9 protein-coding genes are annotated in these 13432 nt (G+C 39.0%); 8 read left to right on the top strand and 1 reads right to left on the bottom strand.

The features are described from left to right. Positions 1 to 46 precede the first annotated feature (46 nt). From SFC47_RS17510 to SFC47_RS17485, 6 genes are all read left to right on the top strand, one after another. Positions 47 to 1003 carry a hypothetical protein gene (locus SFC47_RS17510; RefSeq protein ID WP_411255597.1) on the top strand — a complete coding sequence of 319 codons (957 nt, stop codon included), beginning with the start codon at positions 47 to 49 and terminating at the stop codon, positions 1001 to 1003. Then, positions 1000 to 2298: a fumarylacetoacetase gene (fahA, locus tag SFC47_RS17505; protein WP_411255596.1), complete on the top strand. Its 1299-nt coding sequence runs from the start codon at positions 1000 to 1002 to the stop codon at positions 2296 to 2298. Before SFC47_RS17510 ends, fahA begins: the two co-directional genes overlap by 4 nt. A gap of 28 nt (positions 2299 to 2326) precedes the next feature. Then, on the top strand, positions 2327 to 3487 hold the full coding sequence (locus SFC47_RS17500) for a homogentisate 1,2-dioxygenase (RefSeq protein ID WP_411255595.1): 1161 nt from the start codon (positions 2327 to 2329) through the stop codon (positions 3485 to 3487). A gap of 282 nt (positions 3488 to 3769) precedes the next feature. Beyond that, positions 3770 to 5035 carry an MFS transporter gene (locus SFC47_RS17495; protein ID WP_411255682.1) on the top strand — a complete coding sequence of 422 codons (1266 nt, stop codon included), beginning with the start codon at positions 3770 to 3772 and terminating at the stop codon, positions 5033 to 5035. A 110-nt stretch (positions 5036 to 5145) separates the two neighbouring features. Next, entirely contained in the window at positions 5146 to 5991 is an 846-nt protein-coding gene (locus tag SFC47_RS17490; RefSeq protein WP_411255594.1) for a hypothetical protein, read from the top strand. A 193-nt stretch (positions 5992 to 6184) separates the two neighbouring features. Further along, on the top strand, positions 6185 to 6766 hold the full coding sequence (locus SFC47_RS17485) for a hypothetical protein (RefSeq protein ID WP_411255593.1): 582 nt from the start codon (positions 6185 to 6187) through the stop codon (positions 6764 to 6766). A 125-nt stretch (positions 6767 to 6891) separates the two neighbouring features. On the opposite strand, the gene SFC47_RS17480 is transcribed toward SFC47_RS17485, so the two are convergent. Next, positions 6892 to 7383 carry a DinB family protein gene (locus SFC47_RS17480; RefSeq protein ID WP_411255591.1) on the bottom strand — a complete coding sequence of 164 codons (492 nt, stop codon included), beginning with the start codon at positions 7381 to 7383 and terminating at the stop codon, positions 6892 to 6894. A gap of 331 nt (positions 7384 to 7714) precedes the next feature. Here SFC47_RS17480 and SFC47_RS17475 point away from each other — a divergent pair, with 331 nt between their 5' ends. Together SFC47_RS17475 and SFC47_RS17470 are read left to right on the top strand one after the other, a co-directional pair. Continuing rightward, positions 7715 to 8647 (top strand): GNAT family N-acetyltransferase, encoded by a 933-nt coding sequence (locus tag SFC47_RS17475; RefSeq protein ID WP_411255590.1) that lies wholly within the window; start codon positions 7715 to 7717, stop codon positions 8645 to 8647. Positions 8648 to 9083: 436 nt separating this feature from the next. Next, positions 9084 to 13124 (top strand): S8 family serine peptidase, encoded by a 4041-nt coding sequence (locus SFC47_RS17470; protein ID WP_411255589.1) that lies wholly within the window; start codon positions 9084 to 9086, stop codon positions 13122 to 13124. Positions 13125 to 13432 lie beyond the last annotated feature (308 nt).

Genomic DNA, 13432 nt, shown 5'->3' with positions numbered 1-13432 from the left:
CGGACAATCCTATTAATTTGTTTTTCATAGTAAGGAAGTGAGATAGATGAAAAGTCGTCCAAGTCTTAAAGCTTTTTTAAGTAATTTAGTAGACTACGCAGGTCTATTTCCACCTGCTAATTTATCAATAAACGATGCAATCAAAAATTACTCGGATTATGTTAACAGCGATGATTCATGGATGCTAGGTCCTTTTATTCAACCTGTTACAAAATTAAACGAATTGGTGAAATTTAGACAACTTTTTACTGATAAAAGTCCGCTGCTCCTCTCAGTTGTTGGCAGAAAAAGCGAGTCTAATAGAGAGTGTAGTCTTCAATTGAAAGAGGATATAGAGCAAATTAGGCTTTATAATGAAACATTTTCTAATTGGGCAAAGATCGATACCTATGAACTTCCCTTACCAGCAGTTGTGCCCACACAATACTTGTTAAATGAATTGTTCGATGTAACAGAATCAATAGAGCTAAAAGTGTTCTGTGAAGTTAATATACTCAGCCAAACGGACTGGGAAGAATATTTACTAAAATCATTGGATTCCATAGCTAAGTTTAATTTAGAACATACAAGTCAGTTGGGAGTTAAGCTCAGAACCGGCGGGATTAAGGCAGAAATGATTCCAAGTATTGATAGGATAGCTTTTGCTATTTCTGCCTGTCGTGACCGACATTTACCGATAAAGTTTACAGCTGGTCTGCATCATCCTGTTCGTATGTTCAGAAATGAAGTAGAGGCAAAGATGCATGGATTTCTAAACGTTTTTTTAGCCGGCATGCTGGCTTATCAACACAACTTAGATCAAGCTAAGGTTAAAGAAATTCTATCTGAAGAAGACCACAATCAATTTACAATTGAAGATGAGTATCTTGCTTGGAAGCAGTATCGTATTTCATCGGAAGAAATTGCAATTTACAGGAAATATTTGTGTTCATTTGGAAGCTGCAGCTTTGATGAACCTAAAGATGAATTATTAGAATTAAGCAGACAGGAGGTCATCAAATGAAGTCCTTTATTCATGTGAGTGAAGAATCTCATTTCCCTATTCAAAATCTCCCATATGGCGTTTTTAGTACCAGCGATCTGACAAAGCCAAGAGTCGGGGCTGCAATTGGAGACTATTTATTAGATTTATCCCTATTGGAAGATAAGGGTTACTTCAAAGAAATGATCGAAGTTAATAAAAAAATATTTAACCAGCCATCACTTAATCCATTTATGGAATTAGGAAAGGAAGTTTGGACGAAAATCCGTAAGAAACTTCAACTTTTGTTATCTGCGGATGAGTCTAAGCTAAGAGATAATGATGAATTACGAAGTCAGGCGCTCATTCTTAGACAAAACGTAACCATGCATTTACCTATTAAAATAGGAGACTATACAGATTTTTATGCATCAAAGGAACATGCGACAAATGTTGGAATTATGTTCAGAGGCAAAGAAAATGCTTTAATGCCAAACTGGACTCATTTACCGGTAGGGTATCACGGGAGAGCAAGCTCTGTTGTAGTAAGTGGAACCAATATCCGCCGCCCTCTTGGACAGATAAAACTACCTGATCAATCTCCGATATTTGAACCATGCAGGCAACTAGACTTCGAGTTGGAAATGGGTTGTGTGATCGGCGGCGGAAATCAAATTGGTGAACCAATTTCTGTTGAAGAGGCAGAAAACCATGTTTTTGGAATGGTTTTGGTGAACGATTGGAGTGCTCGTGATATTCAGGCATGGGAGTATCAACCATTAGGACCGTTTTTAGCTAAAAACTTTTCCACTTCCATTTCGCCATGGGTGGTCCCGTTAGAAGCATTAGAACCTTTCCGTGTAGCTGGTCCTGTTCAAGAACCTAAACCTTTGGAATATCTAGACCAAACCAAACAGGGATCTTTTAATATTGAACTTGAAGTCTATTTAAAATCGGAAAAAATGAAGGCACCTACTCAAATTTGTTCTAGTAATTATCGTTATTTATATTGGAGTATTGCACAACAAATTGCACACCATACGGTTGGAGGTTGTAATTTAAATCCGGGCGATTTGCTTGGATCCGGTACCATCAGCGGCCCTGAAAAAGAATCTCGCGGCAGTTTATTAGAGTTAACCTGGAGAGGCCAGGAACCACTTCAATTAGAAGATGGCGAAGAGAGAAAATGGTTAGAAGATGGTGATGAATTAACGATGACCGGTTTTTGCCAAGGAGACGGTTACCGGGTCGGTTTTGGGGAAGTTGTTGGTCTTATTCAACCAGCGCTTAATAAAGAACGGGTAATAAAGAAGAAAGAAACTGTAGTAAATAGCTGATTCTTTTAAAAAGGGAGGATTACCTTTTATGGTTTGGTATCAACAACTGGGAAAAATCCCTCCAAAGAGGCACACGGTGTTTCGGAAGGAGGATGATTCATTATTTCGAGAACAGGTTATGGGGACGAAGGGGTTTTCAGGTATCCAATCCATTTTGTATCACCATAATCCGCCAACTAGTTTTTTTAAATCTGCCTTAATTGGAGAGAGTAACCCAGCATACGAAGAACAGAGTGCACTTCGCCCGCGTCATTTCTATACCGATAATGTAAACAAAGAACCAAGTGATGCTGTTATGGGCAGAGAGTATGTGCTTGGAAATGATGACTTAGTTATCGGGGTAGTAAATCCTACTAAGAAGATGGATTACTTTTATCGTAATGGAGAAGGGGATGAACTTCTTTTTATTCATCATGGTACGGGGAAAATTGAATCCACTTTTGGAACGCTTTATTATGAACCGGGTGATTATATTGTGATTCCAATCGGGACGATCTACCGGGTTGAGCCAAATCCGGGAGAATCAAAGTTCCTGGTTGTAGAAACTACTAGCTGGATTACGACACCTAAAAGATATCGTAATGAATTTGGCCAGCTTCTGGAGCACAGTCCTTTTTGCGAGAGGGATATAAAGGGACCAGAGGAATTAGTTACCTATGCAGAAGAAGGAGAGTTCGAAGTCCGTATAAAAAAGGGAGATTATTTGCATTCTCACTATTTTAAACATCACCCACTTGATGTTATAGGCTGGGATGGCTATTTGTATCCTTGGAAATTTAATATAAGAGATTTTGAACCAATAACTGGGCGTATCCATCAACCGCCGCCTGTTCATCAGACATTTGAAGGGCATAATTTTGTTATTTGTTCATTTGTTCCAAGACTTTATGATTATCATCCGGATGCAATCCCTGCCCCTTACTATCATAGTAATGTGGACAGTGATGAAGTCTTGTATTATGTCGAAGGCAATTTTATGAGCCGAAAAGGGGTCAAACAAGAGTCGATTACATTACATCCTGGTGGGATTCCCCATGGACCGCACCCAGGGAAAGTGGAAGATAGTATCGGCAAAAAAGAAACATTAGAATTAGCGGTGATGATCGATACATTCCGTCCTTTAAGAGTGATTAAAAAAGCGCTGAAATTAGAAGATGAAAATTATCAATACAGTTGGGTTGAGAAATAATCATTTTCTTTGTTTCTAAAAGATTTATTTGGTTTTTCTAAAAGATTTATTTGCTTTTTCTAAAAGGGTTATAGATTACAGTCAGAGCTGTTATTAGGAACCCCATCTACAACAAAAGAGGGTCCTTCAAACAAAATTTGAAGGAGAACTTAATAGAGATTGACCCATTATTAAATTTTATGAGCCTGATTTAAGGAGTGAAATGGAATGAGTCAAGTAGTTAAAGTAATACCTCAAGATACAAATGTTGAACTCTCAAAAGCTGGGGTTCCTCGTTCTTTAATGTATTTTGTCTTAAGTATTTGTTTTTTCTGTATATTAGCAGATGGTTACGACTTGGGGATTTATGGAGCCGTTCTTCCTAGTTTACTAGATTATCAGCCATGGGGATTAACTGCAGCACAAGCTGGTGCAATCGGCAGCTATGCATTATTTGGAATGCTATTCGGTGCAGTTTCGATTGGTGCTATTACTGACTTTTTAGGAAGAAAGTGGACATTAATCATTTGTGTAACGGTATTCTCACTCACTATGATTGCTTGTGCAGCAGCTGCTTCACCAGAAATGTTCGGTCTATTTCGTTTTATTGGGGGAATCGGCTTGGGCGGAGTAATCCCAACAGCTTCTGCCCTTGCCATCGAGTATTCACCCACACATCGCCGGTCTTTAAACTATGCACTAATGTTTTCAGGTTACTCGTTTGGAACGGTTTTGGGCGCTATATTGGCTATTTTTCTTTTAGAATCATTTGGCTGGAGATTAATGTTTTGGATTGGTGCTTTACCTTTATTATTAATCCCTGTTATGATCAAGTTTTTACCAGAATCTGTAGATTTTCTTCTATCCCGTAATCGGAATAAAGAAGCTGAAGCTATTTGTAAACGTTACCAAATGGATATTTCATTTTTTCGAGAACAAAAAGAGAAATCCGAACAAACCGCGGGGAAAGACAAGAAATCAATCAAAGGGTTATTTACGAAGGAATATTTTAGAGCAACACTATTTATTTGGTTAACATATGTAATGGGATTCTATTTAGTATATGGCTTAAATACATGGTTACCACAAATAATGAGAGAATCAGGATATTCACTCAACTCTAGTTTATCATTTTTACTTGTCATGAATTTGACAGCAGGTATTGGAGCCATGCTAGCTAGTTTTATTGCCGACCGCTTTGGGTCAAAAAGAGTTATTGGTGTGTCCTATACCCTTGCTGCTATATCCGCATTTTGTCTAACACTGGGTGCACCTCCAATTGCCGTTACTTATTTATTGGTTGGAATTGCAGGTTTTGGTGCTGTAGGCAGTACGCAAATTTTAAACGCCTTTGTTACAAAGTATTATCCTGCCCAATCAAGAGCAACAGCCTTAGGATTTGGGCTTGGAATCGGTAGAATTGGAGCTATTTCAGGACCTATAGTTGTAGGCTTCTTGCTAAGCTTACATGTTGATTTACTTTGGAGCTTCTATACATTTGTAATTGCTGGGGTTATTGCTACAATCGGGATTATATTAGTTCCTAATAAAAAAGATGAAATTGTATAAATAACTAAATGGCTTGTATCCTTTCTGAAACTGGGAATGGTACAAGCCATTTTAACAGGACATGTGTCCAATGATACGTTCTATTAGAAAACCAGGAGGAGCTGGTTATTTTGCAAACTTTTTTTATCAATCATTTTTCGGAATGTAAGACAATAGACAGGAAGCCTTGTGTTATGGCTCTAGGTTTTTTTGACGGAATTCACTTAGGACATAGGAGATTGATTGAGAATGTAAAACGGATATCGCAACAAAGTGGATTGAAATCAGCGGTTCTAACGTTTTTTCCTCATCCAAAAGAAGTCTTAAATCAGGTTAAGTTTAACTATTTAATATCCATGGAGAAAAAAATAGAGATTCTAGAAAAGATCGGTGTAGATCAATTGTATGTTGTACGATTTGATAAGATATTTGCAAGTATGGATCCAGAAGAATTTGTTGATAAATATCTTATTCCTCTAGAAGCTAAGCAAATTGTGGCAGGGTTTGACTTTACCTATGGCAGTAAAGGAAAAGGGACTATTCATACTCTTGAAGCACATGGAAAAGGGGCATTTCGTGTGTCAATGGTGCCAAAAGTAGAACAATTCGGTGAAAAGGTTAGTTCTACTTTGATCAGAAATTTGCTAAGAACTGGGCAAGTGGGGGAAATTGTCAATTATCTAGGAGACTATTATCAGTCAAAAGGAAAAGTTACAGGGATTTATACACAAGGAGACTTTACTATGGCAGCATTTAAAGCTGATCCCTACAATATAATGCCTAATGATGGAAGCTATGAAGCTGTTGTTTCTTTTGATAATCGGACATTTCATAGTAATTGTCATGTTTATGAGGAAAGAAATGGAGAAACATTCGCGGAAATTGAGATTCCACATCATATAAGGAAAATTGATTGTAGCGAAGTGATTATAAAGTGGATAAATAAAAGACCTTCTAAAACAGCGAAAATAGGGTGACCGTGGGTGACCATGGGGACGGTTCTAGACCATGGGGACGGTTCTCATGGTCTTTTTAAATGGAGAAAGAACCGCAGGAACTGTCCCCATGGTGCCTATGAATCTGAAAAAATAACAGTTAGTTATTGCTAAAATTGGTCAAATATTACACAATTGAATAGACAAAAATGACAATTAGCGAGGTTGATAAACGGTGCATGTGTTTGTAGCAAACAACGAAGATAGAGAAGAATTTATGAATCTCTGGGGCCAAATTGCCAATGAAAGGAAATACCAAATAACAGGGCTTGCTGAAAACTCAGAAGCCTATATTCTAAAGGACAAAAACACAGCTAGCGTGGGGACAATCGAATTTGTACCATGCGATACAAATCTATCGGAAATGAACGATCTAGTTGATATATCGAATGAAACACGAATCCTTCAAAATCTAAAACACTCTTACCAGGTTCGGAAAATGGGGGTTAAAAGGGAGTTTGCCTCGAAGGCCATCTTATTGGAACTGCTTAAGCTTGCTGCCATGCATGCCAAGGATAATCAAGTTCGATATTATGTTAGTTATTTAGAGCAAAGACATTATGACAAACTAACGGAGAAGTTTAAATTTAGAATTGAAAAAATTGGTGAGGAAGTCATGTTTGGAAAGAAGAAGCTTGTTCCAGCTTTCATTGATGTGGAAGATGCGATTCAAAACACTCAAGGCTATCCTATTTATATTAAATCTATTGCTTACTTAGTTAAGGGAACTAAAAAGGTTAAAGCGTTATTTGCGTAGTGCGGATATGACAAGAAATGACCGCGAGAACCGTCCCCATGGTCACCCATAGACATGTTAAAAACTCGTCAATCGTTGACGAGTTTTTTCGATAGAAAATTAAACTGTGGGGCGATGGAAAATTTTTAAAAGCTCCGTTTTTCTGCCCAGGCACCTTGCATTTTGCTTAGGAATACCATTTGCCCAATATGATAGGCGTCGTGCATTGCTAAACTCTTCAGTTCAAGCACTAATGAATGATCTTCTCCTGGGACCGGTCTATACAAATCTTCGTGATCTACTGTTTCTAATATTTTCCCAAGCTCACGATGAACATGAAAGTATTCTTGTTTTGTTTCCTCCCAACCTTCTATCGTCTGAGCTGGCAGTCGAAATGTAGACTCATTATTTTCTGCCTGTGGTTCATTCTCTGTTTCACCAAGAAATCGGACCAGAAATTTTTTTTCATAGAAAAGTATATGACAAACTAACTCCCAAATGGAATGTGCCCCCTCAAATGGTTTCCAAATTGCCTGTTCCAACGTAATATTTTCAAGCACCTTTTCAAGCGGTGGAAACCAGTCTTCTTTATCTAAGCAGCTTGCCCATTGTTGTGACAAAAGTGTCGATGCCTCCATACTCTATTCCCCCCAATTTACTTTTTAATGGATACATTTATTTGCACATGTTCTAGATAGTTCTTAAACGGCCCTTTAACAGAAAAAATATTATGAAAACGCTAACAACAATAGTTTATCATATTACATTGGTTCTTAAAGTAGAAGCGAGTGCTTATGATGAAAAGAGATTGAATTTGTTGATAGGGGTGGGGGATTGGGTTGCAGTGGCAGCCTTTTTGGGGCGTTAGAGTTTTATATGCAATTTAAGATAAAGAGCAGTTATAATATATTGGTAGAAACTAGAAAAAGCTCATTATGAGGGTTCTCAGAACAAAGGGGGAGAAGCAGGATGGGAAAAGAAATAAAGAAGTTTACGATAAAACATCCGACATTAGAGGATGCCCAAGCTATTACAGATTTGGTGGCACTTTGTGATATCGAGGACATTGGAGAACCCGATATTACCTTGTCAGATGTGCTTGATATGTGGAATTCCATCCCCATTGAAACCGATGCATGGGTTGCTCTTTCTGAGACAAATGAAATCGTTGGGTATGGATTTGTTGAGGTGACAGGGGCTAATAGAATGGATACGTGTGTATTTGTACACCCGCAGTTTAAGAATCGTGGAATTGGTTCACTTTTACTTGATAAAGTGGAGGAACGAGCTAAGGTTCTGGTGGAAGGAAAAGAAGGTCCGCAAAAGTTGATGAATCAAATTTCTTTTACCAATAGTGCTGCTAGAAAGCTAGTTGAGGATAGGCGATACCAATTCAGCAGACTTTATGAACGGATGAAGATTGAGTTAGAGGAAGAGCCAGCTCAGGTGAATTTACCAGAGGGGATATCGTTGCGGCCATTTCAACCAGATCATGACGAGGAAACACTATTCTTGATTTACGATGAAACATTCCAAGATTCATGGGGTTACACCAAGAAAGACTTCTCTACATGGATTTCGCAAAAAAAGAGCGATGGTTATGATCCAAGTCTTTGGTTTATAGTTTGGAAGGATTCCGAGCCAGTAGGATTCCTCATGAGCAGAATGCAGGATGATGGATTGTTTATTGATTTATTAGGCGTAAAACGTGAATACAGAAAGCATGGAATCGGCAGGGCGCTGCTGCTCCATACATTTGGAATCGCTTACGAACGCAATCAGAAAACGATTCTTTTGTATGTTGATAGTGATAGCCTCACCAATGCTAACCGCTTGTATCAACAGGTTGGGATGAGACCGCATTCGCAGACGGCGGTTTATATGAAGGAGCTTGTTGTTTAAGCTATTTATGAGAAAAGGTAGAATTCTAACGTATGGACGTTTTCTTAGGAAGGAGTCTTCTATTTATTAGGAGCCTCCTTTTTATTTTGGAATTACAAATGGTTGAACAGTTGTATCGTTTTGAATGAACTAAAAATGACCAGGAGAACCGTCCCCGTGGACACCTGGTCACTCGTAAACATGACCAAGAGAACCGTCCCCATGGACACCCCATGGACACCCCATGGACACCAAAATTAACCCAAGTTTTTTATTGATAATTCATGCTTTTTTACTAAAAAAACATAAATTATTGTTCAATTTACTAGAGTTATAGTCTAAAAGTCACTGAAAAATAAACCGATAGCTACTAATTGAATATGAGATTATTATTTTATTTGTAATATTCAAAATCTTAAGAAGAGTAGAAAGCGGGGATTTTATGGGAGTTAACTCAATGTTTAAAAAGACAGCAATGATGGCGTTTTCTGCTAGTTTGTTACTGTCACCGATCCATTCGGTATTATCTACTGAAGCAGCAGCACAGGTGATTAAGGCGGAGGATATTCTGTCATCTTTAACTAGCGAACAACGACTAGCCTTACACCAATTGCAATTGAATGATCATACAGGACTTCAGGGATTTAGTGAGGCAGATCTAGCATCAAATGAAGATATATCCGTCATTGTCCAATTCAAATCGAAGCCTAGTAAAGTGGCGGTTTTAGAAGCGGCTGTTAAAGGAAAAAAGCTAAGCAAAGAAGAAGCATCGGCACAGGTTGAAAAAGAGCATAAAAAATTTAAAGAAGACATCCAAGAAATCACTAAGACAAAAAAGAGTTCCATCACCCGGACATACAAAAATGCTTATAACGGTGTGGCCATGACATTGCCTTCCGACCAAGTAAAACAGCTATTGGAATCTGATGTTGTACAAGCTGTATACAAAAATGCGACTTTTACTGTGGATCCTGTACAGCAAGAGCTCCCTTCAGACGTCAAAAAAGAAGTTACGACTTCTGTTGAAAGTATTCCTTATTTGAAGATCGACAAGTTACATGAGCAAGGAATTACAGGGGAAGGTGTAAAAGTAGCCGTTCTCGATACGGGGATTGATTATAACCACCCTGATTTAAAGGATGCATACAAGGGTGGATATGATTTTGTCGATAATGACAATGATCCTATGGAAACGACCTATGCAGATTGGAAGAAAACAACTCGACCTGAGTATTCTCCAAATGGAAGCGCTTACTATACCTCCCATGGTACTCATGTTTCTGGAACGATTGCGGGTCAAAATAAAAATGATAGTGAAGTGTCAGTAGTGGGTGTGGCACCGGATGCTGATCTTTACGTGTACCGTGTGTTAGGGCCATATGGCAGCGGAACAACAGAAGGTGTCATCGCAGGGATTGAAAAAGCGGTAGAAGATGGAATGGATGTTATGAATCTATCGTTAGGAGCAACGGTAAACGATCCGTATTATCCAACGAGTACAGCCATTAACTATGCGGTGTTAAATGGTGTAACAGCCGTTGTTGCTGCTGGAAATTCAGGTCCAGGAGCGAAAACAGTAGGTTCTCCTGGTACAGCGGCATTGGCGCTTACAGTTGGAGCGAGTGATGTTCCTGTTGAGTTAACTTCGTTTACAGGCAGTATCTCAGGAAACTGGTCTACTGAGCTTATCAGCATGGGCAGAAGTTTTGCAGATGATTTCGCTTCCCTAGACGGAAAATCTCTTGAGCTTGTGGACGTCGGCTTAGGTGCGGAAGCTGATTATGCAGGCAAGAACGTTGAAGGAAAAATTGCCTTCGTCGAGCGCGGGAATTTTGCCCTTCATGACAAAATTAGATTTGCAAAAGAACATGGAGCAAAAGCTGTTATCTTATATAACAATGTTGATGGACAGCTTGGAGTCAATCTCGGGGAATCTACCGTATACGTACCTGCTTTTTCAATGACAAAAGAAGCCGGTGAGCAATTAAAAGCAAAAATTGCACAAGGAAACTCGACGTTTACCTTCTCAAACCTTAAAGAGATCGTATCTGAAGGTGATAAACTAGCTGACTTCAGTTCAAGAGGACCGGTAAATACCAACTATGATATTAAACCAGAAGTAGTAGCGCCAGGAGTGAGTGTGCTTTCTACATTCCCTTCTTATATGATTGACCCTGAACATCAAGAAGACTATAAATATGCCTATTCCCGCCTAAATGGAACTTCTATGGCCACGCCGCACACTGCGGGAATTGCCGCCTTATTACTTGAGGCTAATCCGGATCTTGATCCAGATGATATTAAAACCATTTTGATGAATACAGCTGATCCATTAAATGGGGAGTATAGTTTGTATGAAGTGGGGGCTGGCCGAGTAGACCCTTATCAAGCCGTCCTTGGAGAAATGAAAATGCAAGTGATCGATGAGACACTCGTGCCAAATGGCGAAGAACTTGTAGAGGTTCAAAATCCATCTGGTGATATCAACTTTGGCCTTCACTTTGGTGCGGAAGGTACGAAAGTGAAAGAGAAACATAGTATCCAAATCACCAATAACAGTGATAGCACAAAAGAATTTTCTGTTTCTATCGAAGAAAATGTCGTTGCGGGTACAAACAGTTTACGTGAAAATGGCGTGAAAATTAACGTAAAAAAGAAGATTAAAGTAAACGGTAATAAAGAAGTGAAAGAAAAAGTATCCTTGGATGCGCCAAAGACAGCAAAAGCCGGGCTATACGAAGGATTTATTGTCCTTACGAATAAAGCAGATTCGTCGGATATTTACCGCCTGCCATTTAATTTTAGAATTACAAAGGATGGATTAGGCTATTTAGATCTGCTGACTCCATCGATTACACCGCCATATTTAAATCAAGGAAGAACCCATCTCGATAATCGTTTAGGTGCTTTAGTTTCCTTTAGCTTAAGTTCTCCAGGTGAAAGAATGGATGTGGTCCTACAAGATGGTAAAACAGGGGAAGATTTAGGATTCATCGGGACACTGGATTTAACCAATTATCCACTTGATAAGAGTCTAGCCTTGTTTGCTTTTAGAGGAGTGTATTATTCATTTACTGGGGATGAGAAACAGCCGATTGCAAAAGAAGAGAGCTATGCGCAGCCTGGCCACTATAAGCTGAAATTTATTGAAACCAGTCAATCTGGAAAAGTATATCAAGAAACACGTGATCTTTTCATCGATATTGACGATCCAACCTTTACAAGTTCGTTAGATGGACAATCTCCATTCGTTGAATATAAGCCGGGACAAGCAACCTATCCTTTTGATATTCAAATAGAGGACGCACTCGTAGAAGAAATGCAAGCTGCAGGAGTGGACATCGATCAATCTTCGAATGCAGTCATTTATACATGGGGAGATTTTGGTTTCCCATCAAGTCCGGTTCCAATGGATAAGGACGGGAAATGGGCAGAGGAAATCGCCATGGAAGAGTCCATGCCGGCAGTAAAATTTACCTTGACTGCCGTTGATTCTGCCGGTAATTCACCGCTGACAAAAGATTACTACTTTGTGAAGGAAGGGACACCTGTTACCTATGCAAAGAGCGCGGTTACAAAAGCAAATACAGGTGATACGGTTAATGCCCAGCTATTTTTGGATAATGTAAGTGATGCAAAAGAAGTCATTTGGAACTTGAAAGATCAATTCACGTCCTATCAATTAGTCGATGCCAAACTTACGGGTGAATTTTCAGATAAAGGATCTGTAACCGTAGATGGAGACAATGTAAAGGTTGCCTTTAACGATAGCAATGTGACGTTTGACCATAAGGCTGTTATTGATGTTACCTTGAAGATTACAGATGAAACATTCGTTATTGGAGCGTTTATTAATCCAACGGCCACTATCATAAATAGTCAAAATCAATCTAGCAAGTTATTAAACGCTGGCTATAGATTTGAGGTTTCACCACAGTATAATGCTGCATACGGCTATGTATTGCCGGACGGATTCATTAATCCTGCAACTGGTCTTCAAATTAAAAAGGATTGGACAAAGGTTGGGGCAACGCTAAAGTTCAAAGAAGCTGGCGGGTTTGTCTTTGACGCTACTTCATTGATTAAGGATCGAGCAGACTATAAGGTGGAAAAGCTTCCGTTAAGCAAGGACCCATATATTTTAGAAATCAAGGTGCCTGGTCACTTTGAGGTTCAAAGCAAACAACGTATTGGGTTTGAATATAAAGGTGAGCTACATGGCATGAATCACTATGTCAATCCGATTCATATTACTGCTGGTGATGTCAACCAAGATAACGTCATTGATGTGTTAGACGCAATAGCCATTCAAAACGCGTGGAAGACAGACAACCGTGCAGCTGATATTAACTTTGACGGCATAGTCGATCAGACGGACATCGGATTTGTTCAACAGAATTATCTATTGCAAAACAATTATGTCGAAAATCCACCAGCAGCAAAAGAAACACATGATGGTAAGACACTAGAAAGCATCCTAAGTGAATTAGGGCTATAAAATGAATGATCTCCCGGGGGTGTAACTCTCGGGGGATTTTTTTTGTGGGTGGAGTGACCAAGGGGATTAATTAGGCATTACCGGAAACCGGTAATGCCTCTTTTATTTGCTTAGGTTCCATTGTCTGAGACCAAGAGAACCGTCCCCATGGTCCTACTCTCGTTTTTCATATCTTAAACTATGAATTTCTTTGTATCTATTTATTTCGTTTCTCGTTTTTCGTTCTGTTGAGGATGATGAGGTTTTACCAGTTTGGAAATCACTCCATACTTTGTAAGAGTAGTAAATAGCAAAACAACTAATGATTA

The organism is Neobacillus niacini, from assembly GCF_046591715.1.
In the GTDB taxonomy this organism is placed as follows: domain Bacteria; phylum Bacillota; class Bacilli; order Bacillales; family Cytobacillaceae; genus Neobacillus; species Neobacillus niacini_L.
Note: the sequence above shows the minus strand (reverse complement) of the source record. Positions and strands in the feature narration are given on the sequence as shown.